This window comes from Crossiella sp. NPDC003009 (assembly GCF_053591555.1).
Genome location: NZ_JBSFUA010000008.1, coordinates 117,368 through 141,522 on the forward strand (window position 1 = coordinate 117,368; position 24,155 = coordinate 141,522).

A 24,155-nucleotide genomic window follows, 5' to 3' on the forward strand; every position below is an offset into this window, starting at 1 on the left:
CGTTAATGGACCGCAAGCGCCTGCTCCGCAACCCGCTGATCTGGATCGTCGCGGCGTTGCTGCTCTACTACGCGTTCAGCGTCCTGCTCGATGACGCACGTGGCTTCTCCCAAGTAACCACGTCCAAGGTCATCGAGCAGCTGAAGAACGGCAACGTCAAGGAAGCGGTCCTCGAGGACAAGGAGCAACGGCTCCGCGTCAGCCTGACCAACCCGGTCGACGGCAAGGACAAGCTGATCACCTACTTCCCCGCGCAGAGCGCGGACGACATCCTGGGCCAGCTGGAGAACGCCAAGGGCGTCACCGGCGGCTGGGACGTCAAGGTCACCCAGGAGTCCGTGCTCCTGCAGGCCCTGTTCTACCTGATACCGGCCGGCCTGCTGCTGCTGTTGTTCCTCTGGATGATGAACAACGCCCAGGGCGGCGGGAACCGGGTGCTCAACTTCGGCAAGTCCAAGGCCAAACAGCTGTCCAAGGACATGCCCAAGACCACCTTCTCCGACGTCGCGGGCGCCGACGAGGCGGTGGAAGAGCTCTACGAGATCAAGGACTTCCTGCAGAACCCCGGCCGCTACCAGGCGCTCGGCGCGAAGATCCCCAAGGGCGTGCTGCTCTACGGCCCGCCCGGCACCGGCAAGACGCTGCTGGCCCGCGCGGTCGCCGGTGAGGCCGGCGTGCCGTTCTACTCGATCTCCGGTTCGGACTTCGTGGAGATGTTCGTCGGCGTCGGCGCCTCCCGGGTGCGCGACCTGTTCGAGCAGGCCAAGCAGAACGCGCCCTGCATCGTCTTCGTCGACGAGATCGACGCGGTCGGCCGCCACCGCGGCGCCGGCCTCGGCGGCGGGCACGACGAGCGCGAGCAGACGCTGAACCAGCTGCTGGTGGAGATGGACGGCTTCGACTCCCGCGGCGGGATCATCCTGATCGCGGCGACCAACCGGCCGGACATCCTCGACCCCGCGCTGCTGCGTCCCGGCCGGTTCGACCGGCAGATCCCGGTGGCCGCACCTGACATGCGCGGCCGTCGGCAGATCCTGCACGTGCACTCCAAGGGCAAGCCGCTGGACCCCGACGTGGACATGGACTCGCTGGCCAAGCGCACCGTGGGCTTCTCCGGCGCCGACCTGGCCAACGTGATCAACGAGGCCGCGCTGCTCACCGCCCGCCAGAACGGCACCCTGATCAACGCCGCCGCGCTGGAGGAGTCGGTGGACCGCGTGGTGGGCGGTCCGGCCCGCAAGAGCCGGATCATCTCCGAACGCGAGAAGAAGATCGCCGCCTACCACGAGGCAGGGCACGCGCTGGCCGCGTGGGCCATGCCCGACCTGGAGCCGGTCTACAAGGTCACCATCCTGCCCCGCGGGCGCACCGGCGGACACGCGCTGGTCGTGCCCGAGGACGACAAGGAGCTGATGACCCGCTCGGAGATGATCGCCAGGCTGGTCTTCGCCCTCGGCGGCCGCGCGGCGGAGGAGCTCGTCTTCCACGAGCCCACCACCGGAGCCTCCAGCGACATCGAGCAGGCCACCAAGATCGCCCGCGCGATGGTCACCGACTACGGCATGAGCTCCCGGCTGGGCGCGGTGAAGTACGGCAAGAACGAGGGCGAGCCGTTCCTCGGCCGCTCCATGGGCCACCAGGCCGACTACTCCCTCGAGGTCGCGCACGAGATCGACGAGGAGGTGCGCAAGCTCATCGAGGCCGCGCACGACGAGGCCTGGGACGTGCTCAACACCTACCGGGACGTCCTGGACGACCTGACCCGCGAGCTGATCGAGCGGGAGACCCTCCAGCGCAAGGACCTGGAGCGGATCTTCGAGTCGGTGGAGAAGCGCCCGCGGATCACCCTGTTCAACGACTTCGGCGACCGCACCCCCTCGGACCGCCCGCCGATCAAGACCCCCGGCGAGCTGGCCAAGGAGCGCGGCGAGCCGTGGCCCCCGGTCCAGGAGGAGGCGCCCACCCCGGTCGCCACCGTCCCCGGCGGCAACGACCTGCCCGGCGGCCCGCCCTACCCGCAGCCGGAACCGGGTCCCAACGGCGCGCCCGCGCCGAACCCGTACCCGCCGCAGCCGCCGACTGGCTGGTCGGCCCAGCCGACCCAGCCGGTCCCCTCGGCGGGCCCGCCCTACTACGGCGCGCCCCCCGGCTGGACCCCGGCCACGGTGCCCGGCGGCCAGCAGTGGCCGGCCCAGCAGCCGCAGCCGGGCAGCCAGCCCGCCGAGCAGCCGCAGAACAAGCCGACGGACAACCGGGACCCCAGCACCACCCGGCCGATCGACTCCGAACCGCCGGACGGCAACCGCTGAACACGGACAAGCACCAAGGACGGCCCGCCTTCGACCACACCCGCGCGGAGGCGGCCGTCCGCGAACTGCTCCTGGCCTGTGGCGAGGACCCGGACCGGGATGGCCTCAAGGACACCCCGGCCCGGGTCGCCCGCGCCTACCGCGAGATGTTCGCGGGCCTGTACACCGAACCCGACTCGGTGCTGAACAAGACCTTCGACGAGTCCCACGAGGAACTGGTCCTGGTCAAGGACATCCCGATGTACTCGACCTGCGTGCCGAGCAAGCAGACGGTCAACGCCGTCGGCGGCCGCAAGGCGGCCAGGGACGTCCGCATCGGCGACCGGTTGTGGACGCTGGCCGACGGCAGGGTGCGGCAGACCGAGGTCACCGAGGTCACCGCCCGCCCAGCCCGTGAGCTGGTCGAGGTGACGACCGAGGAAGGGCGCTTCGTCCTGACCCCGGACCACCCGCTGGCGACCCCGGAGGGCTGGCAGGAGGCCAAGGACGTCGGCGGCAGCCGTCTGGAGTGGACGCCGTTGGTGGATCTCGGCGCGCGGCTCGCGCGGCCGCTGGCGCACGCGGCGGTCCGGGCACCGGTGCTCGCGGGTGCGGACGACTGGACGTTGCGGCACGGGTTCGCCATGGACTCGCACCGCACCGAACTGGTCGACTCCCGCTGGACCCGGGTGCTGTCGGTGCGGCCGGTACACGCCGTCGAGACCGTCTACAGCTTCACCTGCGACCCGCACCCGACCTTCCTGGTGGCCGGGCACCTGACGCACAACTGTGAGCACCACCTGGTGCCCTTCCACGGGGTCGCGCACGTCGGGTACATCCCGAACGCCCACGGCCGGGTCACCGGCCTGTCCAAGATCGCGCGGCTGGTCGACCTGTACGCCAAGCGGCCGCAGGTGCAGGAACGGCTGACCTCGCAGGTGGCCGACGCGGTGGTGCGCAAGCTGGATCCGCGCGGGGTGATCGTGGTGATGGAGGCCGAACACCTCTGCATGGCGATGCGCGGGATCCGGAAACCGGGGTCGCGCACCGTCACGTCAGCCGTTCGTGGTCTGCTGAAGACCTCGGCCTCCTCTCGGGCCGAGGCGCTGGAGCTGATCAAGGGACGGTGAACGTGATGGGAGCGGCGCTGCATCGGCTGCTGCCCGACCCCGGCCGGTGTGTCGTCATGGGCGTGGTCAACGTGACCCCGGACTCCTTCTCTGACGGTGGCCGCTACCTGGACACCGCGGACGCGGTGGCCCACGGCATCGAGATGCACCGCAGGGGGGCGGACCTCGTCGACGTCGGCGGGGAGTCCACCCGGCCGGGTGCGGAGCGGGTGGCGCCGGAGGTGGAGGCGGCCAGGGTGGTGCCGGTGATCCGGGAGCTGGCCGCCGAGGGTGTGCTGGTCAGTGTGGACACCATGCGCGCCGAGGTGGCGGTGGCCGCGCTGGCGGCGGGGGCGAGCATCGTCAACGACGTCTCCGGCGGGCTGGCCGACGAGCGGATGGCCTCGGTGGTCGCCGAGGCCGGCGTGCCGTGGATCCTGATGCACTGGCGCGGGCACAGCGCAGGTATGGACCTGCTGGCCAGCTACCGGGACGTGGTCGCCGACGTGCGCGCCGAGCTCTCCGCCAGGGTGGACGCGGCGCTGGCCGCCGGAGTGGCCCCGGAGGCGCTGGTGATCGACCCCGGGCTGGGCTTCGCCAAGACCGACCGGCACAACTGGGCCCTGCTGCAACACCTGGACCAGCTCATCGACCTCGGCTTCCCGGTGCTGGTCGGCGCGTCCCGCAAGCGGTTCCTGGGTAGCCTGCTGGCCGGGCCCGGCGGTTCGCCGCGCAGCCCGGACGGCCGCGAGGCGGCCACCTCCGCGGTCTCCGCGCTGGCCGCCGCGGCCGGGGCGTGGGGGGTGCGGGTGCACGACGTGCACGGATCGCTGGACGCGGTCGCGGTGGCCTCGGCCTGGGCTCGTGGCGGCGTGCGCGCGCCGGTCACGGCGGAGAAGGGGGATCGGTGACCGACCGGATCACGCTGACCGGCCTGCGGGTGCGCGGGCACCACGGCGTCTTCGAGCACGAGAAGCGGGACGGCCAGGACTTCCTCATCGACATCACGGTGTGGCTGGACCTGGACGTGGCGGCCGAGACCGACGACCTGGCCGACACCCTGGACTACGGCGCGCTGGCCCAGCGGGCCGCCGCGATCGTCGGCGGCGAGCCGTACGACCTGATCGAGACGGTGGCCGCGCGGGTGGTCGACGAGGTGATGACCGACCGGCGGGTGCACGCCGCCGAGGTCACCGTGCACAAGCCGTCCGCGCCGATCCCGCTGACCTTCGCCGATGTCGCGGTCACCGCCCGGCGGTCCCGCCGGGCCCGCGGCAAAACGGCCGTGGACTTCTGAGCCGATGAGCGCCGCGGTGCTCTCCCTCGGCTCGAACCTGGGGGACCGGCTCGGTCACCTCCAGTTCGCCGTGGACGGCTTCGGCGCGGCGGTGCGGGCGGTGTCGCCGGTCTACGAGACCGCCCCGTGGGGCGTGACCGACCAGGACGACTTCCTCAACGCGGTGCTGCTGGTCGAAGATCCGGCCACCGACGAGTGGGGGTGGCTGCGCCGTGGCCAGGAACTGGAGAATGCGGCCGGCCGGGTCCGGACCCTGCGGTGGGGGCCGCGGACCCTGGACGTCGACGTGGTGACCGTCCACGGGGTGCGTTCGGCGCACCCCGACCTGCTGCTGCCGCATCCGGGCACCCCGGAGCGGGCCACCGTGCTCGCGCCCTGGCTGGACGTCGAGCCCGCCGCGGTCCTGCCCGGCCACGGCCCGGTCGCCGCGCTGCTGGCCGCGCTGTCGCTGGACGGGGTGCGCAGGCGGGATGATCTTCCGCTCACGCTCCCGCCGGCGTAGGAGGCCGAGGTGACGCACCACCGCCCCGGTGAGGCCGTGCTGCTCGCGGAGTCCGCGCTGCGGTCCGCGCGGTCGCTGGCCGAGCGGGGCAAGGACGCCGAGGCCGAGGCGGTGTGCCGGGAGGGCCTGACCGAGCTGCCCGGCCCGCTCTCCGAGGAGACCGACCGGCTGCGGGTGGAGCTGCTCGAACTGCTCCTGCTGCTCACCGAACCGCGCTGGAGCCGCAGCCCGGAGTACCGCGCGGCCAACCCGGTGGAGCGCTGGGCCGCCGACGCCGAGGCCGCCGCGGCCCGGATCGGCGACCTCCAGCTGCGGATCAGGGCGGCCTCGGTGGCCGGCCGGGTGCTGCACCGCACCCAGGGCGTGGAGGCGGCGCTGGCCGTGCAGCGGCGGGCGGTGGAGCTGGCCAGCCAGAGCGGGGACGCGGTGGTGCAGTTCCTCACCCTGTCCGCCTATGGCCGGGAGCTGACCAAGCGGGACCTGCGGGCCGGGCTGGCGGTGCTGCTGGAGGCGGAGAAGCGGGCCAAGGCCAGCCCGGAGATCACCGGCAGCCGGTCCACGGTGCTGCGCGGGGCGTTCCGGCGGACCGAGCTGGAGATCGGCGTCGGCGAGTTCGACGCCGGCTACCTGGGCATTGCCAAGACCAGGCTGGAGTTCGTGGCGGCCCGGCTGCGCGCCGAGCCGGAGTCGGCCTCGCTGCTGCCCATCGCCCTGAACCACCTGGCCAAGGCGCAGCTGGCGATCGGGCTGTGGGACCCGGCCGCGGACACCCTGACCGAGGCGGTCGGGCTGGGCGACGGCGCGCCGGATCCGTGGCACGCCTACAACCTGGCGCTGTTCGGCCGGTTGCGGGTGGAGCTGGGCGACCTGGCCGCCGGGGTGCACGTGCTGGAGTCGGCGTGGGCGGAGACCGGCCGCACGCCCTCGGTGACCGTGGCCACCTTGGTGTGCAACCTCTACGCCGAGGGCCTGCTGCTCACCGCGGGCCGCCGGGCGGACGTGCTGGGCGCGGTGGAGGAGCTGCTGGCGGCCAACTTGGAACGCTGCCAGCGGGTGTCCATGGTGCGCAGCGAGGTGCTGGCGCATTCGCTGCTGGCCCGGCTGCACCTGGCCATGGACGAGCTGCCGCAGGCGCAGGCGGCCAGCGCGGCCGCGGTCGAGCTCTACGCCAGGCGCGGCCCGCTGCCGACGGTGCGCGGCGAGGAGATCCTGTACTGGCACGCGGAGACGCAGCGGCGTTCAGGGCGCGCCGACGCCGCGGTGGAGACCCTGGCCCGCGCCCGGCAGCTGGTGCGGGCCAAGGCGAACTCGCTGGACCCCGAGCTGCGCGAGTTCTTCCTGGCGGTGCCGCTGAACCAGCGCATCGCCGAGCCGATGGCCGGGGTGGCCGAGGGAATGGGGAGCATATGAGGTTCACCAGGGCCCGCGACCTCGTCGTGCCGGGGCTGGTGCTCGCGGTTGTGTCTTATCTCGCACTGCGGCTGGCCTACGGCTACGTGCCCAGGGTGCCGGTGCTGGCCGGGGCCACCCTGCTGCCGGTCGCGCTCGGCGAGCTCTGGTGGGGGTTCGTGCTGCGCGGCCGGATCCAGCGCCGTCCGCACGCCCGCGTGCTGGAGCCGTTGGTGGCCGCCCGCTCGGTCGCGCTGGCCAAGGCGTCCTCGCTGGCGGGGGCGGTGCTGCTCGGGGTGTGGCTGGGCATGATCGCCTATGTGCTGCCGTTGCAGGGGCAGCTGGCCGCGGCCGAGAACGACCTGGTGCCCGCGGTGCTGGGCGCGGTCAGCGCGGCCGCGTTGATCGCCGCCGGGCTGTGGCTGGAGCACTGCTGCCGCACGCCGGACCTGCCGGAAGACCGGGACGCACCGTGATGGCGAGATCGCTGTCCGTTGATTTTTTCGTCCCCGGATCGACTTCATTACCAATCCGGAACCTGGTGGACAGGTCTCGAACGGATAACTCCCGGGTACCGTAGGGGTCATGAACGGCCGCAGCGACTCGACCGCCGAGCCTCGCAGCATGGCCCGCGGTAACGGAATGCTGCTGCTCGGAGCGGTTTTGCTCCTGGCGGCGACCGCCGCGGCAGTGCTCGTGGTCAGCGACGATGCCCGATGGTTGCGGCTGGGCGTGGTCGCGGCCCTGTGGGCGGCCCTGGTCGGCGCCTTCGCCGCCGCGCGGTACCGCAAGCAGGCCGGCGAGCGGGCCCAGCGCGCCGAGGAGCTGCACCGGGTCTACGAGCTGGAGCTGGAGTGCGAGGTCGCCGCCCGGCGCGAGTACGAGCTCGACTTCGAGGCCAAGACCAGGGAGCGGATCGAGGCGGAGTCCCGCAGCGACCTGGACGACCTGCGCAAGGAGCTGCGCGCGCTGCGGGAGAACCTGGAAGCGCTGCTGGGCGGTGAGGTGCTGGTCGAACGAGTGGCCTTACGCGCCGAGTCGACCCGCATGCGCTCTCTGCCCGACCAGTCCCGCCGCCTGGCCATCTCCGACCGCTCCGACCGGGTCATCGCCTCCGCCGAGGAGCGCATCCGCAAGATCACCGCGGGCACGGTGGAGCCGGTGCGCGCGCAGGCCACCCGGCAGGAGGAGAGCACCCAGCTGATCCCCGCGGTGCGCCCCGAGCGCAAGGAGCAGCCGCCCGCGGAAGTGCGTGCCGACGCCGCCCGCACCGCCTTCGTCTCCAAGGAGGCCATGCGCGCCGAGGCGCAGCGCCGGGAGAACCGCCCGGCCGCCCCGCAGCGCCAGCACGTGCCGCCGCGCAAGCAGACCACCCCGGAACCCAGCCGCCCCGACGTGCAGCGGGACCGGCAGCAGCCGCGCCGCGAACCCGAACGCCGTGAGCCGGAGCGCCGCGAGCCGGAACCGGCCTTCGCCGAGACCGCCCGGCTGACCAGGCAGGCCCAGCCGCAGCCGCCGGCCAAGCCGCAGCCGGCGCAGCGCCCGGAGTTCCGCCGCCCGGAACCGGCCAGTGCCTCCATCGTGGCCGAGCTGGACGGCGGCGCGTCCACCTGGACCGAGACCCCGCCCGCCCGGCCGTCCCGCCCGGAACCCGCGGTGACCCGCGGCGAGGTGATCGGCAGCGGCCAGGTGCAGCGCCCGGCCCAGCCCGCGCGCCCGGCCGAGCGCCCCGAGGTGCTGCCCACCGTCGGTGATCGTCACCCCGGGACCGGTCAGCCCTCGGTGATCGACCAGACTGAGGCGGTGGCCCGTCGCTACCGTCCCGACCCGGAACCCAACGAGCCCGCCGCGACCCCGTCCTGGGCGTTCGACGCCGGCTCCCCGTCGACCGGCTCCTCCTGGGACGCCGAGTCCACCGGCCGCAGGCGCAAGCCCGAGGGCGAGGAACCCCAGGGCCGCAGGCGCAAACCCGAGTACGAGGAGCCCCCGGCCACCGCCGCGGGCCGCCGCCGCAAGCCAGAACCGGAACCCGAGCCCGAGGACGCCGGTGGCGGTCGCCGCCGCAAGCCGGAGAGCTCCTGGGACGCCATGGGCGGCTGGAACCCCGAACTCTCCGACGACGCGGGCCGCCCCAAGGTGGACCCGGACACCGGCGCGCACGGCGGTGGCGGCAAGTCGGTCAGCGAACTGCTGGCCGCGCACGGCAACACCGAGCCGCCGCGCCGCCGCCGTCGCAAGGACTAGCTCTCCGGGGTCAGCGCCGCCGCGCAGGCGGTGAGATCACCGTGCAACCGCCGCTGGTCCGCACTCGTCAGTGGCGTGAGCATCCGCCGTTCGACCGCGCGCACCGCCACGCTGGCCCGGCGCAGGTGCTCGCGCCCGGCCGCGGTGAGCTCGGTGGGTAGCGCCCGCCCGTGCGGCGCGCTGGCCGGCCGGGTGACCAGGCCGCGCTCCTGCAGGCCGCGCAGCACCCCGTTCATGGACTGGCGGGTGACGAACGCGCCGCGGGCCAGCTCGGCGTTGGACAGCCCCGGGCGCTGACCGAGCAGTTCGAGGCAGGCGTACTGCGGCACGGTGAGCTCCAGCGGCCGCAGCGCGGCGTCCATCCCGGCGCGCAGCGCGGCGGCGGCCTGCTTGAGCGCGTAACCCACCGACTCCGTCAGCTCGCCGACCGGTTCTCCTTGACTCATGTCAGGATCTTGACACATACTCCCTATGTCAATGTCCTGACATAGGGAGCACGCACATGACCGTCACCGGACCGGACTTCCTCGCCCTGCAGGTCCGCGACCTGGACCGCGCGGCCGAGTTCTACGAGACCCGCCTCGGGCTGCGCAGGCGGCAGCCCAGCCCGCCGGCCGCGGTGGTGTTCGACACCAGCCCGATCCCGTTCGCGGTGCGCGAACCGCTGCCCGGCGTCGACCTGGACGCCGCCATCCCTCGGCCGGGCGTCGGGGTGGCCCTGTGGCTGCACGCCGAGAACGCCCAGGCCCTGCACGACGAGCTGGTCGCCGCGGGGGTGCCGATCCCGGTCGCGCCGGTGGACGGCCCGTTCGGGCGCACGTTCACCTTCACCGACCCCGACGGGTACGCCGTCACCATCCACGACCGGGCCTGAAGTGGCTACTTGTCCACGTCGCCGACGATCACCGCGAAGGAGCCCAGCACCGCGGGCAGTGCGGCGACCGGGGTGCCCGGCAGTAGGGCGGCCAGGGCCTGGATGTTGTTGAAGGAGGGGGTACGCAGCTTGAGTCGCCATGGCGTCTTCTCGCCACGGGAGCTCAGGTGCACGCCGGAGACGCCCAGCGGGGCCTCGCCCCAGGTGTAGACCGAGCCCTCGGGTGCCTTGACCGCCTTGGGCAGGCGCAGGTTCACCGGGCCGCTGGGCAGCCTGGTCAGGCACTCGCGGGCCAGGCGCAGGGACTGCCCGACCTCGCCGGTCAGGCAGCGGACCCTGGCCAGCGCGTCGCCCTCGGTGGCCAGCACCGGGGTGAGGTCCAGCTCCGGGTAGGCCGAGGTGGGGGAGTCCCGGCGCAGGTCGAAGTCCAGGCCGCTGGCCCTCCCGGCCGGGCCGGTGACGCCGAGGGCCATCGCGTCGGCCGCGCTGAGCACGCCGACCCCTTGGTGCGCCTGGACGAACTCCGCTGAGTCCACAGTGGACTGAATCGCGGACAGTGCGTTGTCCACAATGGACAGAGCGGCGGTCGCGTGCTCGGTCCAGCCCGCAGGCACGTCCTCGCGCAGGCCGCCGATGCGGCTGGCCATGAAGTGGATCCGGCCGCCGGATGCCTCCTCCATCACCGCCTGGACCGCCTGGGTCCCGGCCTGCGCGGCGGCGGTGGCCGCGGTGGTGGCGCCGTCGGCGGCGCGGGTCAGCGGGGTCAGGAAGATCAGGTGGGCGAGCAGGCGGTTCAGCTCGCACAGCAGGGTGCGCAGCCACAGTGCGCGGGCCGGCACGTCCATCCCGGTCATCCGCTCCACCGCCTGGGCCACCACCACCTCGTTGCAGAAGGCGGCCAGCCAGTCGTGCCGGTTGGCCAGGGTCAGCACCTGCCGGTAGTCGCGCACCTCGAACAGCTTCTCCGCGCCCCGGTGCAGGTGGCCGACCAGCGGCTCGGCCGAGGTGATCAGGTGCGACTCGTCCAGGGTGAGCCGCAGCCGGTAGGCCCCGTGCGCCGAGGGGTGCAGCGGGCCGAGGTCGACCACCCGGTCCACCCCGAGATGGGCCGCGCCCGCGCCGACTCCGACGATCTCCTGCCTGCTCACGCCGGTCATGCTCGCACGAGCTCCGGCGCGGGCGTGCCCTCGGTGCTGTGCAGCAACCAGTGGAAGCCGCCCATCCCGGCCGGGTCCAGCAGCTCCCGCGCCCGGCCCGCGGCGGCGGTCGCGGCCAGCCAGGCGGCCGGGTCGGTGGCGGCCAGCCCGGACGGTGGCGCGGTCGCGCTGACCCCCAGCGCGCGCAGCGCGTCGGCCTGGCCGATCAGCGCGGTGGGCAGGTCGAGCGCGGCGGCGCAGGCGTCCACCGCCACGTGCGCGGTGAGGTCGCAGGAGCCGTCCGGCACCGGCGCGACCTGCCGTCCGGCCCGGTACCCGGTCAGCGTGCCGTGCTCGGGCCGCGCGCCGGCCAGGTGCCCGTAGTCCACCGCCAGCGCCGCCCCGCGTACCCGGCGCACCGCGTCCGCCCAGGCCGCGTCCCTGGTGCTGCCGACCTCCGCGCGGGTGCCGTCCGGCCACCACCGCCGCAGCCAGTCCAGCTCTGCCGGACCGGCCACCGGCCCCAGGTGCTCGGTGCCCGCGTCGTCGACCAGCAGCCGGTGCCATCGTCCATTGTGGACAGTGACGACCGGGCAGGGGATCGCGTCCAGCCACTCGTGCCCGACCAGCAGCCCGACCACCTCCCCAGGCAACTCACGGGACCACCGGACTCCAGGTGCCTCACGGCCGGGCCCCAGTTCCACCGCCGTCACTCGCAACCGCCTGGCCAGCGCGGACGGGGCCAGCCGGGCCACCGCCTCGGCCAGTTCGCCGCCACCGGCCCCGACATCAGTGAAGTCCACAGTGGACGGTCGGCCAAGGCCGTGGTCCACCCGGTCCAGCAGGCACAACAGGGCCTCGGCGAGCTCGGGGCCGATCAGTGGCGCGGTGCGGAAATGCCCGCTCGGGCGCTCACCCCGGGTAAAGAACCCCCCATCGGAGTACAACGCATTCCACCAGGCGTCCTGCCAGTCCAGCATGTGCTGACCGTAAAGTCTTGATCGTGACCGCGCCTGAAGCCCCCGTCTCGCCTCGGCTCGACCAGTTCGCCCGGCGTCGCCGGGCCGTGCTGGGCTCCGTGCTCGGCCTGATCGTGCTGGGGGTGTCCGGCCTGGTGCTGCTGGGCGTGGCCACCTCGCGGGTCGGGTTCGAGGCCGTGCTGGTCGGCGCGCTGGCCGCGCTGCTGCCGGTGATCCCGGTGGTCGGCGCCTTCCTCTGGGTGGACCGCTGGGAGCCCGAACCGGCCAAGCTGCTGGTGGCGGCCTTCCTCTGGGGCGCCTGCGGGGCCACCGCGAGCGCGCTGCTGGTCAACGACACCGCCCAGCACCTCGGCGAGATCCTGCTCGGCCAGGACCAGGGCGACCTGATCACCTCGGTCATCTCCGCGCCGCTGGTGGAGGAGGCGGGCAAGGGCCTGTTCGTGGTGGCGCTGCTGTGGCGGCGGCGGCACGAGTTCGACGGGATCGTGGACGGCATCGTCTACTCCGGCCTGGTCGCGGCCGGTTTCGCCTTCACCGAGAACATCTTCTACTTCGGCCGCGCCTTCGCCGAGTACGGCCTCGGCGGCATCAGCAGCGGCGTGATCGCGGTGTTCATCCTGCGTGGCCTGCTCTCCCCGTTCGCGCACCCGCTGTTCACCGTGATGCTGGGCATCGGCGCCGGGATCGCGGCCTCCACCGGCAACCGGGCGGTCAAGGTGCTGGCCCCGCTGGGCGGCTTCCTGCTCGCGGTCACCCTGCACGCGCTGTGGAACGGCGCGGCCACCTTCGGCGGCGGGCTCGGCTTCATCAACACCTACTTCGCCATCATGGTGCCGATCTTCCTGGCCACCGTGGCGCTGGTGATCTGGCAGCGCCGCCGCGAACAGCGGGTGGTGACCGGCGAACTGCCGGAGATGGCCAGGATGGGCTGGATCGCGCCCAGCGAGGTCAAGCTGCTCGCCACCCTGCCCGGCCGCCGCTGGTGGCGCAGCGCCGTGCACAAGCGCTCCGGCGAGCGCGCCTCCCGCGCGGTGGCCGAGTACCAGGTCGCGGTCACCGAGCTCGCCTTCCTCCGGCACCGCATCGGACCCGGCCCGGCCCCACGCGAGCTGGCCGACCGGCACGCCGAGCTCCTGGTCGCCCTCACCCGCGCCAGGGAGATCGCCAGCGGTTAGGGCGGGCCAGGTGGATCTCGTCCGCGATCGTCGGGCCCAGGTCGTTGCTGGCGGCACTGCCGGAACGACCACGTACAACCCGGTACGCGACCGTCCCGGCAGCACCACCAGCAACGACCTGGACTCCGACGCTCATCGAACGAGATCCACCTGGCCCGCCCTGGCTGAGCGCGACTGGTCACAATCAGCTGCCTGACGGCGGGCACGGGGTTACCGTGCCCTCGCCGTCCGGTACCCGCACAGGAGCGGGACTGGAACGCTGGAAGAGGACACCATGACCGACCGACCAGCCCGACTCGCCGTTGGCGTTGTCTCCGCGGGCCGGGTCGGCGCCGTGCTCGGCGCGGCGCTGGCCAGGGCCGGACACCACGTGGTCGCGGCCTCGGCCGTCTCCGCCGCCTCCCAGCGCCGGGCCGAGGCGCTGCTGCCCGAGGCGGCCGTGCTGCCGCCGGACGAGGTGGCCGGACGCGCCGACCTGGTCCTGCTCGCGGTGCCGGACGACGAGCTGTCCGGACTGGTCCGCGGCCTGATCGCGACCGGTTCGCTGCGCGGGGGCCAGATCGTGGCGCACACCTCCGGCGCGCACGGCACCGGCCCGCTGGCCCCGGCCGCCGAGCTGGGCGCGCTGCCGCTGGCCCTGCACCCCGCGATGACCTTCACCGGCCGCCCGGAAGACCTGCAGCGCCTGGTGGCCTGCCCGTTCGGGGTCACCGCCCGGGACGGCGACGAGATCGCCTGGCACGTGGCCGAGGCGCTGGTGGTGGAGATGGGCGCGGAACCGGTGCGCATCCCGGAGGCGGCCCGCGCGCTCTACCACGCCGCGCTGGCGCACGGGGCCAACCACCTCGTCACCCTGGTCGCCGAATGCGCGGACCTGTTGCGCAAGGCCGGGGTGGGCGATCCGGCCCGGTTGCTGGGGCCGCTGCTCTCGGCCGCGCTGGACAACTCGCTGCGGCTGGGTGACCGCGCCCTGACCGGTCCGGTGGCCCGGGGCGATGTCGGTACGATTCGCACGCATCTGGGCGTGCTGCGGGCGGAGTCGCCCGAATCGCTGCCCGCCTACCAGGCGCTGGCCCACCGCACCGCCGAGCGCGCGGTGGCCGCGGGCCTGCTCCGGCCTGGTCAGGCCGAGGCGGTCCACTTCGAACTCGACGAGGAGCAACCATGACCGGGCAACGGCCCTTCACGCCCGGCGAGCTGACCGTGCACCACTCGCCCGAGGAGCTGGGCAAGGTCACCAGGGCGCTGCGCGCGACCGGCCGCAAGGTCAACCTGGTGCCCACCATGGGCGCGCTGCACGAGGGCCACCGGGCGCTGATCCGCCGCGCCCGCCGCATTCCCGGCACGGTCACCGCGGTGTCGATCTTCGTCAACCCGCTCCAGTTCGGCCCGGACGAGGACTTCCACCGCTACCCGCGCCCGCTGGAAGCCGATCTGGACGCCTGCCGCGAAGAAGGTGTCGACCTGGTCTTCAACCCCGCGCCGGAGGCCATGTACGGCACCGGCGCCGGCGTCACCGTGCACCCCGGCCCGCTCGGCGCGGAGCTGGAAGGCGCGATGCGGCCCGGCCACTTCGAGGGCGTGCTCACCGTGGTGGCCAAGCTGCTCAACATCGTCCGCCCCGACTACGCCTTCTTCGGCGAGAAGGACTACCAGCAGTTCGTGCTGGTCAAGCGGATGGTGGCGGATCTGAACCTGGAGAGTGCGATCGTCGGCGTGCCCATCGTGCGCGATGACGACGGACTCGCGCTCTCCTCGCGCAACGCCTACCTCAGCGAGGACGAGCGCCGGGCGGCGCTCGCGATCCCGGCGGCGTTGGCGGCGGGTGCGATGGCCGGTCCCGAAGGCCCGGCGGCGATCCTCGCCGCGGCCAGGGCGGCCGTCGAAGCCGAGTCCGGGCTCAGCCTGGACTACCTGGAGCTGCGGGCCAAGGACCTGGGCCCAGCACCGGAGAACGGCAAGGCGCGGCTGCTGATCGCGGCCCGCGCCGGGCGGACCCGCCTGCTCGACAACATCCAGCTGGCGGTCGGACACGGGGTCGACGAGCACGACGACACCTACAACCCGGCCGCCGGGCTCCCAGCTCGGGAACGGTGACAGGGAGGCAGCGCCATGTTCCTGACCATGCTCAAGTCCAAGATCCACCGTGCCACGGTGACCCAGGCCGACCTGCACTACGTCGGCTCGGTGACCGTGGACGAGGACCTCATGGACGCGTCCGGCCTGCTGGCCGGCGAGCGGGTCGCCATCGTGGACGTCAGCAACGGCGCCCGGTTGGAGACCTACGTCATCCCCGGCGAGCGCGGCAGCGGCGTGCTCGGCATCAACGGGGCCGCCGCGCACCTGGTGCACCCCGGTGACCTGGTCATCCTCATCGCCTACGGGCTGATGGAGGAGGCGGAGGCCAAGGCGTACAAGCCCAAGGTCGTCTTCGTCGACGCGGAGAACCGCATCGTCGAGCTCGGCGGCGACCCCGGCCACGCGCCGGAGGGCTCGGGCCTGACCAGCGGCGCGGTCACCGCGGAGACCGACGGCGCACCGCAGTCGGAGACGGTCGACGCGGCGCGCCTGGACGCGCTGCTCCAGGCCGAGAACTAGAGAGGACAACGCGGGTGCTGCTCGCCATCGACGTCGGCAACACCAACATCGTGCTCGGGCTCTACGACGGGTCAGGGGACGATGCGAAGCTGGTCAGGGACTGGCGGATGCGCACCGACGCCCGGATGACCGCCGACGAGCTGGCGCTGACCGTGCGCGGTCTGCTCGGCGAGCATGCGGGCCAGGTCACCGGGGTCTCCGCGCTGTCCACGGTGCCCTCGGTGCTGCGCGAGCTGCGGGTGATGCTGGGCCGCTACTTCGACGCGGTGCCCAAGGTCATCGTGCAGCCCGGCGTGCGCACCGGCGTGCCGCTGCTGGTGGACAACCCGAAGGAGGTGGGCTCGGACCGGGTGATCAACACCCTGGCCGCGCACCACCTCTACGACAGCGCCTGCGTGGTGGTCGACTTCGGCACCTCCACCAACATCGACGTCATCTCCGCCAAGGGCGAGTTCCTCGGCGGCGTGTTCGCCCCCGGCATTGAGATCTCGGTGGACGCCCTGGCCAGCCGCGCCGCCCAGCTGCGCAAGGTCGAGCTGGTCCGGCCGCGCTCGGTGATCGGCAAGAACACGGTGGAATGCCTCCAGTCCGGCATCCTGTACGGCTTCGCCGGGCAGGTGGACGGGCTGGTGCGGCGGATCATGGAGGAGCTGACCGCGGCGGGCGAGGAGAAGATCACCGTGATCGCCACCGGTGGGCTGGCCACGCTGGTGCTGGCGGAGTCGGCGACGATCGAGCACCACGTGCCGGATCTGACCTTGCTCGGTTTGCGCTTGGTCTACGAGCGCAACCTGCGGTGACATTGGCGCGCTCCGCGCGCTGGATTTTTCGCTCCTGAGTCGTGCGTTCGTGCCACGCCTCTTTCGCAACTGGGGATCGGTTCCTACTTGCGCACGACCGCTCGCGACACCGTGGTCACCAGGGGGAAGTCGAACTCGCCGTTCGCGGTGACCGGGTTGGTCTCCAGGTAGGCGCGGACCCGGCTGAGCAGGGCTTCCTGTTCGGCCGGGGGGCGGACCAGGGTGGGGGAGTGGGTGCTGACGGTGGCGGTCAGCGAAGCCGCGGTGCGGGGTTGTTTGTGGCTGAACTCGCGCAGTTCGTGGGGCTGGAACTCCGGGTGGTCCGGGATGCCGCGGCCGGAGCGGTCGCTGTAGCGGGCGCCCTTCTCGGCCAGGTCGGCGAAGCCGCGGACCCAGTCGACCCGGTCGTCGTCCAGGTTCCACAGCGCGGCCAGCACGCCGCCGGGGGTGAGCACCCTGGCGATCTCCGGCAGGGCCAGGTCCAGGTCGAACCAGTGCAGGGCCTGACCGACCAGCACCGCGTCCACCCGGCTGTCCGGCAGCGGGATGGCCTCGGCCGAGCCGGGCAGGGCGACCACGCCGCGCAACCGGCGGATGAGCTCCTCGCGCATGGCCGCATCCGGTTCCACCGCGATCACGTCCAGGCCCGCGCGCAGCAGCACCTCGGTCAGCTTTCCGGTGCCCGCGGCCAGGTCCAGCACCCGCAGCGGGCGGCGCCGCGCCACCGGGGCCAGCGCGAAGGTCACCGCGGCCTCCGGGTAGTCGGGGCGGTGGTCGGCGTAGCTCGCGGCCGCGGCGCCGAAGGAGCGGGCCCGGCGCGCGTGTTCGGTAGCGAGCGGATCGCTTTCGGTGAAGTCCGGCACAGCGAGAACCTATCCCGTTCGCATTACTCTCCGGGCACTCCGTAACCTGTGTTGCCGTGACAGAGCAGCCGCAGCACCAGCCCGTAACCAGCGACGACGACCTGCCGGAGCAGATGCGCGTCCGGCGCGAAAAGCGGGAGCGGCTGCTAGCCGAGGGCAAGGCGCCGTATCCGGTCGTGCTGGACCGCACCCACTCCCTCGCGCAGATCAGGGCCGCTTATCCCGATCTTGCGCCGGACACCCCCACCGGGGAAATCGTCGGCGTGACCGGCCGGGTCATGTTCCAGCGGAACACCGGGAAGTTGTGTTTCGCCACCCTGCGCGAGGGTGACGGTGTTGAGCTGCAGGCGATGCTGAGCCTGGACAAGGTGGGCGCGGAAGCGCTGGCCGCGTGGAAGTCCGACGTCGATCTCGGTGATCACGTGTTCGTGCGCGGCGAGGTGGCCACTTCGCGCCGTGGGGAACTGTCGGTCATGGTCACCGAATGGGAACTCGCGGCGAAGACGTTGCGCCCGTTGCCCGTTGCCCACAAGCAGCTCTCCGAAGAGACCAGGGTCCGGCAGCGTTATGTCGACCTGTTGCTCCGGCCGGAGGCACGGGATGCGGTGCGTATCCGGGCCGGTGTGATGCGTTCGCTGCGGGAGTCCTTCCACCGGCGGACTTTCACCGAAGTCGAGACACCGATGTTGCAGACGCTGCACGGCGGTGCCAGCGCTCGTCCGTTCACCACTCACTCCAATGCGTTCGACATCGACCTTTACCTGCGGATCGCGCCCGAGCTGTACCTCAAGCGGTGTGTGGTAGGCGGGATCGAGAAGGTCTTCGAGATCAACCGGAACTTCCGGAACGAAGGTTCGGACTCCTCGCACTCACCAGAGTTCGCGATGCTTGAGGCGTACGAGGCTTACGGTTCCTACGACACCATTGGCCAGCTCACCCGGGAGTTGGTGCAGGAAGCCGCGGACGCCGTTTTCGGTAGTCAGACGGTCACGCTCGCGGACGGATCGGAGTACGACCTGTCCGGCGAGTGGACCACGCTGACTATGTACGGATCACTGTCCGAAGCCCTTGGTGAGGAGATCACCCCGGCGACTCCGGTTGAGTTGTTGCGCAAGCACCTGGAATCGCGCGGAGTCGAAGTTCACCCGGCTGCCGGACACGGAAAGTTGGTCGAAGAGCTCTGGGAACACCTGGTCGGCGACCAGCTGCACGCGCCCACCTTCGTACGTGACTTCCCGGTGGACACCTCCCCGCTGACCAGGGAACACCGCAGCCAGGCCGGGGTCGCGGAGAAGTGGGACCTCTACGTCCGCGGTTTCGAGCTGGCCACCGGATACTCCGAACTCGTCGACCCCGTTATCCAGCGGGAACGCCTGGAAGCGCAGGCTAGGCTGGGCTCCGCGGGCGACGTCGAGGCGATGCGTCTCGACGAGGACTTCCTGCGTGCGCTGGAGTACGGAATGCCGCCCAGTGGCGGTATGGGAATGGGTATTGACCGGCTCTTGATGGCGCTCACCGGCCTCGGTATCCGGGAGACGATCCTGTTCCCGCTAGTCCGGCCGGAATGACGTTCACCACTTTGAGACCGTGTGGCGAGTGTTCCTCATGCTGATTGTGCGCTAATCTCCGCGTAGTCTCTACAGACGAACTACACGCCGGGAGCTTCGCCGGCAGCCACTGGGGTTTCAGGAAGGAACAAGCGCATGGCGGAGAGAGTCGTCCGAACCCTGGTCGACGACCTGGACGGTTCGGAAGCGGAAGAGACCGTCGAGTTCGCGGTCGACGGTGTGTCCTACGAGATCGACCTTTCCGGGGACAACGCGACGAAGCTGCGGGACGCGCTCGCGTCCTATGTCGCGAGTGCCCGCCGGACCGGCGGCCGTCGGCGCACCTCTTCGGCAGGCGGGCGTTCAGCCGGTGTCGCTGGCCGGGTGGCCGGGCGGGTCGCTTCCGCCGATCGCGAGCAGAACCAGGCGATTCGTGAGTGGGCGCGCAAGCGGGGCATGAAGGTTTCGGACCGGGGTCGCATCCCGGCGGACGTGCTCCAGCAGTTCCACCAGGAGAACTGAACCGGCCGTTAACGGTCACACTTGGATATTTCAATACAGGACGGGACCCGCTGCCGGTTTGTGGCCGTGCGGCGAGTCCCGTCCTGTGCTATATGGCTTGATCACTTACCGGGATCGACGCCGAAAGCCTTCGCCAGGTCGTCCAGTACCACGTGCGCGCCTTGCAGGCTCACCGAGGAGATCCAGGTGGTATCCGAAACATCGTGCACCTGGCCCTTCAGCTGTGCCCACAGCGGATTGGCCTTGAACCGCTCCTTCGCCTTCACCGAGTCGCCCTTCGGGTCCGCGTAGGCGGTGACGAACACCTGGTCGGCATCGGCGCGCAGGATGTTCTCCGGGCTCAGCTCCACGAAGATCTGCGCCGCGTTCGGGTCGCTCTGGTCCGCGGGCCTGCCCAGACCGGCGTCCTTCAGCACGATCCCGATGAAGCTGTTCATCGAGTAGGCCCTGGTCGGCCCGTTCACAAAACGAACCACCGAGACCGTCGGCGTCTTGCCGGCCTTGGCCCTGATCGCCGCGCCGACCTTGGCCGCCCGGTCCTCATAGGCCTTGATCTTGGTCTCGGCCAGCTGCTCCTTGCCCAGCGCCTTGCCGGCCAGCCGGATGTTGTCCTTCCAGGTCTTGCCGGTCTCCGCGCTGAACACCGTCGGCTTGCGTGCCGACAGCGCGGCGTAGAGGTTCTCGTGCCGGACCTTGGCGGACAGGATCAGATCCGGATCGGCCACCAGCACCTGCTCCGTGCTGGCCTGCTCCAGCTGGCCGACCGGCTTGGCGTTCTTGGCGTACTTCTCCGCCTCGGCCGCCAGGTAGTCCGGGAACTTGTCCCCGGTGGCCGAGAACTGGGTGTAGGCGGCCAGCTGGGTCTCCAGCGCGAACACCGCGTCCACGTAGGAGCTGTCCAGCGCGGCCACCTTGGCGGGCTGCTTCTCGATGGTGGTCTTGCCCATCGCGTGCTCGATCGTGCGCGGGAACCCGGCGGCCGACCCCCCGGGGGCCGTCGAGCTGGTCTGCGGTGTGCCGCCACCGCCACAGGCGCCCACGAGCAGGGCCGTGGCAGCGAGGACGGCCAGCGTTCTGGGCCTGGTCATAACGGTCCTTCCATTCGGTTAGGCTTGCCTCAGTAGAGGATAGGAGCCCGCAGCATGACCCGTGCCGCGATCGCGCCCGGGTCCGTGGTTCCGGTCCCGGTGCGCAGGCGCCGACGTGTGCTCGGCCTGGCGCTGCTCACCGTGCTGCTGGTGCTGTCGCTGGTGGCCAGTGTCGCCATCGGCGCGAAGCCGGTGCCGCTGGCCGACGTGTGGCACGCGCTGACCGCGCCGACGGGGGCTGAGAACGACCTGATCGTGAACTCGCTGCGCATCCCGCGCACCATCCTCGGCCTGCTGGTCGGCCTGGCCCTGGGCATCGCGGGCTCGCTGCTGCAGGGGCACACCCGCAACCCGCTGGCCGATCCCGGCCTGCTCGGGGTGAACCAGGGCGCGGCGTTCGCGGTGGTGCTGGCGATCTTCACCTTCGGCCTCACCGACCTGTACAGCTTCGTCTGGTTCGCCTTCGCCGGGGCGCTGCTGGCCACCGTGGTGGTCTTCGCGATCGGCTCCGCGGGCACCAGGGGCCGGGGCGGGCCGACCCCGGTGACGCTGGCCCTCTCCGGCGCGGCGGTCTCGGCCTTCCTGTACGCGCTCAGCTCCGCGCTGATCCTGCTGGACGCGCAGAGCCTGGAGACCTTCCGGTTCTGGCGCAGCGGCTCGCTGGCCGGCCGGGACCCGGAGATCATCCTGCAGGTGCTGCCGTTCCTGCTGGCCGGACTGCTGCTCGCGCTGGTCAACGGGCCCGGCCTGAACGCGATCTCCCTCGGCGACGACGTGGCCCGCTCGCTCGGCCAGCGGATCTGGCTGACCAGGGCGGTGGGCATCGCCGCGGTGACCCTGCTGACCGGGGCCGCGGTCTCGGCCTGCGGGCCGATCGGGTTCGTCGGGCTGATCGTGCCGCACCTGGCCCGCGCCATCACCGGACCGGACTACCGCTGGCTGCTGCCCTACGCCGGGCTGATCGGCGCGGTGCTGGTGCTGGTCTCCGACGTGCTCGGCCGGGTGCTGGCCAGGCCGGGCGAGCTCCAGGTGGGCATCATGCTGGCGCTGGTCGGCTCGCCGTTCTTCGTGGCGCTGGTGCGCCGCCGGAAGCTGGTGAGCCTGTGACCACCAAGCTCGCGCCGGTGCCCGGCCGTCCCGCGCTGCGGCTGGGCGGCGGCTCCTGGACGCTGCGGCTGCGCGCCGCGGCCGTGCCGGTGCTCGGCCTGGCCGCGCTGGTGTTCGTGCTCGCGCTCAACCTGACCCTCGGCGACTTCCCGATCAGCCTCGGCGAGGTCTTCGCCGCGCTGTTCGGCGGCGGCGAGGAGGCGCACCGGTTCATCCTGTTCGACCTGCGGCTGCCCAGGGCGCTGACCGGCGCGCTGGTCGGCGCCGCGCTCGGCCTGGCCGGGGCGATCACCCAGTCCATCGCGCGCAACCCGCTGGCCAGCCCGGACCTGCTCGGGGTGAGCGCGGGGGCAGGGGCGGCCGCGGTGGCCGTGGTGATGTTCGGCGGCTCCGCGGGCGGGATCAGCGGCTACCTGTCCTCGGTCGCGCTGCCGGTGGCCGCGCTGCTCGGCGGCCTGCTCGCCGCCGCGGTGGTCTACCTGCTGGCCTGGCGGCGCGGCATCGAGGGCTTCCGGCTGGTGCTGGTCGGCATCGGCGTGCACGCGGTGCTGTCCAACGTGACCTTCTGGCTGCTCACCCTCTCCGACGTGGCCGACGCCGGCCGGGCCATGGTGTGGCTGACCGGCAGCCTCAACGCCCGCGGCTGGGACCACGTGGTGCCGGTGGCCATCGCGCTGGCGGTGCTGGTCCCGCTCACCCTCTTCGGCGCCCGCACCCTGGGCGCGCTGCAGTTCAACGACGACACCGTGCGCGCGCTCGGCGTGCGGGTCGAGCTGAGCCGCTCGCTGCTGGTGCTGGCCGCGGTCGGGCTGGCCGCGGTGGCCACCGCCTCGGCGGGCCCGATCGAGTTCGTCGCGCTGGCCGTGCCGCAGATCGCCTTGCGACTCTCCGGCCTGGCCCAGCCGCCGCTGCTGGCCAGCGCGGTGCTCGGGGCTGCCCTCACGGTCACCGCCGACGTGCTCGCCCGCACCGCCTTCGGCACGGTCGAACTGCCGGTCGGCATCGTCACCGCCATCCTCGGCGCCCCGTACCTGGTGTTCCTGCTCGTCCGACGCTATCGGGAGGTACGCGGATGACCGCGCTGCCCACAGCCGCCCCAGCGACCCGCCTCGCCGCCAGCGAGCTGACCCTGGCCTACGGCGACAACGTGGTCGTCGACGGCCTGGACTTCGCCGTGCTGGACGGCACCGTGACCGCGGTGATCGGCCCCAACGGCTGCGGCAAGTCCACCCTGCTGCGCGCGCTCGGCCGGCTGATCAGCCCGCAGCGCGGCCACGTGCTGCTGGACGGCAAGCGGATCGACCGGACGCCCACCCGCGAGGTGGCCAAGGTGCTCGGCGTGCTGCCGCAGACCCCGACCGCGCCGGAGGGCCTGACCGTGGCCGACCTGGTCGCCCGCGGCCGCCACCCGCACCAGTCCTGGTACCGGCAGTGGTCCAGCGACGACGAGGGCACCGTGGCCGAGGCGCTGCGGATGACCGGCATGCTGGAGTTCGCCGAACGCACCCTCGACCAGCTCTCCGGCGGCCAGCGCCAGCGCGCCTGGATCTCCATGGCGCTGGCCCAGGGCACCGACCTGCTGCTGCTGGACGAGCCCACCACCTACCTGGACCTGGCCCACCAGGTCGACGTGCTGGACCTGGTGCACCGGTTGCACGCCGAGGCCGGCCGCACCGTGGTGATGGTGCTGCACGACCTCAACCTGGCCGCCCGCTACGCCGACCGCCTGGTCGCCATGCGCGCGGGCAAGATCGTCGCCCAGGGCCCGCCCGCCGAGGTGCTCACCGAGGAGCTGCTCCGGGAGGTCTTCGAGCTGGAGGCCAAGGTGATCACGGACCCGGTCGCGGGCACCCCGCTGGTCGTGCCGGTGGGCAGCCGCCACCAGCTCTAGCCGGGCCGCAGCACCGCGAGGTACTCGTGGTGCTCCCGCAGCAGCCCCGGACCTGCCGGTTCGGCCTCGCCGAGCACGATCGCGGCCAAGGTCAGGCCGGTGCCGGTGAGCAGCAGGCCGAGGTCGGCCGGGGTGTAGCAGCGCAGGGTCTGGGTGAGCTTGCGGTCCGGCTCGGCCACGTCCCACCAGGTGTCGGTCGCGGTGCAGGTGACCGGGTCGAAGCTGGTCCGCTCGCGCAGCTCGTGCCGGTAGCCGCTGGCCGGGTCCGGCAGCAGGTGCTCCTCGTCGCCGTGCCAGCCGGCCCAGACGAACGGGTTGAACACGTCCACCAGCGCCACCCCGCCCGGCCGCAGCCAGCCCGCGATCCGGGTGAGCAGCCTGCGCTGGTCGTCATCGGAGCCAACGCCGAAGCCGTTCCAGTAGCAGACCGCGTCGAACTCCCCTGGCAGCTCGACCTCGAAGAAGTCCGCCTGGACCGTGGTCAGCCGGTCGTCGGTCAGCTCGGGCGCGGCGGTGGCCCGGTCGCTGACCTCCACCGCGGTCACCGCGTACCCGGCCCGCGCGGTGGCCACCGCGGTCGTGCCGTAGCCCGAGCCCAGTTCCAGCACCCGGCCGTCGGCGGGGCCGTGCGCGCGCAGCAGCCGCACCCGCCGCTGGTCCCGTTCGGTGACCTTCGCGTCGGCCTCGGCCCACCACGCGCCGGTCCTGGAGTAGAAGTCCCGCACCCAGTCCACCGGCGCAGTGA

The 24,155-nt window shown here is 72.3% G+C and carries 24 protein-coding genes and 2 pseudogenes; 20 read left to right on the forward strand and 6 right to left on the reverse strand.

Translation table 11 applies throughout. From position 1 onward, the window contains the following. Positions 1-5 precede the first annotated feature (5 nt). The 9 genes and pseudogenes from ftsH (at position 6) to ACWDY5_RS11705 (ending at position 8,829) form a co-directional block, all read left to right on the forward strand. On the forward strand, positions 6-2,309 hold the full coding sequence (gene ftsH, locus ACWDY5_RS11665) for an ATP-dependent zinc metalloprotease FtsH (protein WP_449722171.1): 2,304 nt from the start codon (positions 6-8) through the stop codon (positions 2,307-2,309). After that, positions 2,306-2,563 (forward strand): annotated as a pseudogene (locus ACWDY5_RS11670) (GTP cyclohydrolase I); the annotation flags it as partial. The gene ftsH and the pseudogene ACWDY5_RS11670, both read left to right, overlap by 4 nt. A gap of 513 nt (positions 2,564-3,076) precedes the next feature. Further along, positions 3,077-3,418, forward strand: a pseudogene (folE, locus tag ACWDY5_RS11675) (GTP cyclohydrolase I); the annotation flags it as partial. Between the two features lie 5 nt (positions 3,419-3,423). Beyond that, positions 3,424-4,308 (forward strand): dihydropteroate synthase, encoded by an 885-nt coding sequence (gene folP, locus ACWDY5_RS11680; RefSeq protein ID WP_283662615.1) that lies wholly within the window; start codon positions 3,424-3,426, stop codon positions 4,306-4,308. Further along, positions 4,305-4,694, forward strand: coding sequence for a dihydroneopterin aldolase (folB, locus tag ACWDY5_RS11685; RefSeq protein WP_449722172.1), 390 nt, complete (start codon positions 4,305-4,307; stop codon positions 4,692-4,694). Before folP ends, folB begins: the two co-directional genes overlap by 4 nt. 4 nt (positions 4,695-4,698) lie before the next feature. Continuing rightward, positions 4,699-5,196: a 2-amino-4-hydroxy-6-hydroxymethyldihydropteridine diphosphokinase gene (gene folK / locus ACWDY5_RS11690; RefSeq protein ID WP_283662616.1), complete on the forward strand. Its 498-nt coding sequence runs from the start codon at positions 4,699-4,701 to the stop codon at positions 5,194-5,196. Between the two features lie 9 nt (positions 5,197-5,205). Beyond that, positions 5,206-6,606 (forward strand): hypothetical protein, encoded by a 1,401-nt coding sequence (locus tag ACWDY5_RS11695; protein ID WP_449722173.1) that lies wholly within the window; start codon positions 5,206-5,208, stop codon positions 6,604-6,606. Continuing rightward, positions 6,603-7,061: a DUF3180 domain-containing protein gene (locus ACWDY5_RS11700; RefSeq protein ID WP_449722174.1), complete on the forward strand. Its 459-nt coding sequence runs from the start codon at positions 6,603-6,605 to the stop codon at positions 7,059-7,061. Before ACWDY5_RS11695 ends, ACWDY5_RS11700 begins: the two co-directional genes overlap by 4 nt. 109 nt (positions 7,062-7,170) lie before the next feature. Then, on the forward strand, positions 7,171-8,829 hold the full coding sequence (locus ACWDY5_RS11705; protein ID WP_449722175.1) for a DUF6779 domain-containing protein: 1,659 nt from the start codon (positions 7,171-7,173) through the stop codon (positions 8,827-8,829). Here the strand turns inward: ACWDY5_RS11705 and ACWDY5_RS11710 are convergent. After that, positions 8,826-9,275: a MarR family winged helix-turn-helix transcriptional regulator gene (locus ACWDY5_RS11710; RefSeq protein ID WP_449722176.1), complete on the reverse strand. Its 450-nt coding sequence runs from the start codon at positions 9,273-9,275 to the stop codon at positions 8,826-8,828. The two genes, ACWDY5_RS11705 and ACWDY5_RS11710, sit on opposite strands and share 4 nt — an antisense overlap. 56 nt (positions 9,276-9,331) lie before the next feature. Here ACWDY5_RS11710 and ACWDY5_RS11715 point away from each other — a divergent pair, with 56 nt between their 5' ends. After that, positions 9,332-9,703, forward strand: a complete 372-nt coding sequence (locus tag ACWDY5_RS11715) for a VOC family protein (RefSeq protein ID WP_449722177.1) — start codon at positions 9,332-9,334, stop codon at positions 9,701-9,703. A gap of 5 nt (positions 9,704-9,708) precedes the next feature. Here ACWDY5_RS11715 and ACWDY5_RS11720 read toward each other — a convergent pair whose 3' ends face one another. Both ACWDY5_RS11720 and ACWDY5_RS11725 read right to left on the reverse strand, forming a co-directional pair. Further along, positions 9,709-10,851 (reverse strand): NADH-quinone oxidoreductase subunit D, encoded by a 1,143-nt coding sequence (locus ACWDY5_RS11720; RefSeq protein WP_449722178.1) that lies wholly within the window; start codon positions 10,849-10,851, stop codon positions 9,709-9,711. 5 nt (positions 10,852-10,856) lie between these two features. Next, positions 10,857-11,819 (reverse strand): SAM-dependent methyltransferase, encoded by a 963-nt coding sequence (locus ACWDY5_RS11725; protein WP_449722179.1) that lies wholly within the window; start codon positions 11,817-11,819, stop codon positions 10,857-10,859. Positions 11,820-11,842: 23 nt separating this feature from the next. On the opposite strand from ACWDY5_RS11725, the gene ACWDY5_RS11730 reads away from it, so the two are divergent. From ACWDY5_RS11730 to ACWDY5_RS11750, 5 genes are all read left to right on the forward strand, one after another. After that, positions 11,843-12,994 (forward strand): PrsW family intramembrane metalloprotease, encoded by a 1,152-nt coding sequence (locus ACWDY5_RS11730; protein WP_449722180.1) that lies wholly within the window; start codon positions 11,843-11,845, stop codon positions 12,992-12,994. A gap of 274 nt (positions 12,995-13,268) precedes the next feature. Then, positions 13,269-14,162, forward strand: a complete 894-nt coding sequence (locus ACWDY5_RS11735) for a Rossmann-like and DUF2520 domain-containing protein (protein ID WP_449722181.1) — start codon at positions 13,269-13,271, stop codon at positions 14,160-14,162. Next, entirely contained in the window at positions 14,159-15,091 is a 933-nt protein-coding gene (panC, locus tag ACWDY5_RS11740) for a pantoate--beta-alanine ligase (protein ID WP_449722182.1), read from the forward strand. The genes ACWDY5_RS11735 and panC overlap by 4 nt, the downstream gene beginning before the upstream one ends. A 15-nt stretch (positions 15,092-15,106) precedes the next feature. After that, on the forward strand, positions 15,107-15,592 hold the full coding sequence (panD, locus tag ACWDY5_RS11745) for an aspartate 1-decarboxylase (protein WP_449722183.1): 486 nt from the start codon (positions 15,107-15,109) through the stop codon (positions 15,590-15,592). Between the two features lie 14 nt (positions 15,593-15,606). After that, positions 15,607-16,392, forward strand: coding sequence for a type III pantothenate kinase (locus ACWDY5_RS11750; protein ID WP_449722184.1), 786 nt, complete (start codon positions 15,607-15,609; stop codon positions 16,390-16,392). Positions 16,393-16,475: 83 nt separating this feature from the next. On the opposite strand, the gene ACWDY5_RS11755 is transcribed toward ACWDY5_RS11750, so the two are convergent. Then, positions 16,476-17,255, reverse strand: coding sequence for a class I SAM-dependent methyltransferase (locus ACWDY5_RS11755; RefSeq protein ID WP_449722185.1), 780 nt, complete (start codon positions 17,253-17,255; stop codon positions 16,476-16,478). Between the two features lie 113 nt (positions 17,256-17,368). On the opposite strand from ACWDY5_RS11755, the gene lysS reads away from it, so the two are divergent. Together lysS and ACWDY5_RS11765 are read left to right on the forward strand one after the other, a co-directional pair. Further along, positions 17,369-18,823: a lysine--tRNA ligase gene (gene lysS / locus ACWDY5_RS11760; RefSeq protein WP_449722302.1), complete on the forward strand. Its 1,455-nt coding sequence runs from the start codon at positions 17,369-17,371 to the stop codon at positions 18,821-18,823. A 135-nt stretch (positions 18,824-18,958) separates the two neighbouring features. Beyond that, positions 18,959-19,324 carry a histone-like nucleoid-structuring protein Lsr2 gene (locus ACWDY5_RS11765; RefSeq protein WP_449722186.1) on the forward strand — a complete coding sequence of 122 codons (366 nt, stop codon included), beginning with the start codon at positions 18,959-18,961 and terminating at the stop codon, positions 19,322-19,324. 101 nt (positions 19,325-19,425) lie between these two features. Here the strand turns inward: ACWDY5_RS11765 and ACWDY5_RS11770 are convergent, their stop codons facing one another. After that, positions 19,426-20,412, reverse strand: a complete 987-nt coding sequence (locus tag ACWDY5_RS11770; protein WP_449722187.1) for an ABC transporter substrate-binding protein — start codon at positions 20,410-20,412, stop codon at positions 19,426-19,428. Between the two features lie 54 nt (positions 20,413-20,466). On the opposite strand from ACWDY5_RS11770, the gene ACWDY5_RS11775 reads away from it, so the two are divergent. Genes ACWDY5_RS11775 through ACWDY5_RS11785 form a run of 3 tightly spaced genes read left to right on the forward strand, consistent with a single transcriptional unit; the run spans position 20,467 to position 23,410 of the window. Continuing rightward, positions 20,467-21,519, forward strand: coding sequence for a FecCD family ABC transporter permease (locus ACWDY5_RS11775; RefSeq protein WP_449722188.1), 1,053 nt, complete (start codon positions 20,467-20,469; stop codon positions 21,517-21,519). Next, positions 21,516-22,595 (forward strand): FecCD family ABC transporter permease, encoded by a 1,080-nt coding sequence (locus ACWDY5_RS11780; protein ID WP_449722189.1) that lies wholly within the window; start codon positions 21,516-21,518, stop codon positions 22,593-22,595. Before ACWDY5_RS11775 ends, ACWDY5_RS11780 begins: the two co-directional genes overlap by 4 nt. Then, a complete protein-coding gene (locus tag ACWDY5_RS11785) occupies positions 22,592-23,410 on the forward strand; it encodes an ABC transporter ATP-binding protein (RefSeq protein ID WP_449722190.1) in 819 nt (272 codons plus the stop codon). Before ACWDY5_RS11780 ends, ACWDY5_RS11785 begins: the two co-directional genes overlap by 4 nt. On the opposite strand, the gene ACWDY5_RS11790 is transcribed toward ACWDY5_RS11785, so the two are convergent. Next, positions 23,407-24,144 carry a class I SAM-dependent methyltransferase gene (locus ACWDY5_RS11790; RefSeq protein WP_449722191.1) on the reverse strand — a complete coding sequence of 246 codons (738 nt, stop codon included), beginning with the start codon at positions 24,142-24,144 and terminating at the stop codon, positions 23,407-23,409. The genes ACWDY5_RS11785 and ACWDY5_RS11790 overlap by 4 nt on opposite strands. Positions 24,145-24,155 lie beyond the last annotated feature (11 nt).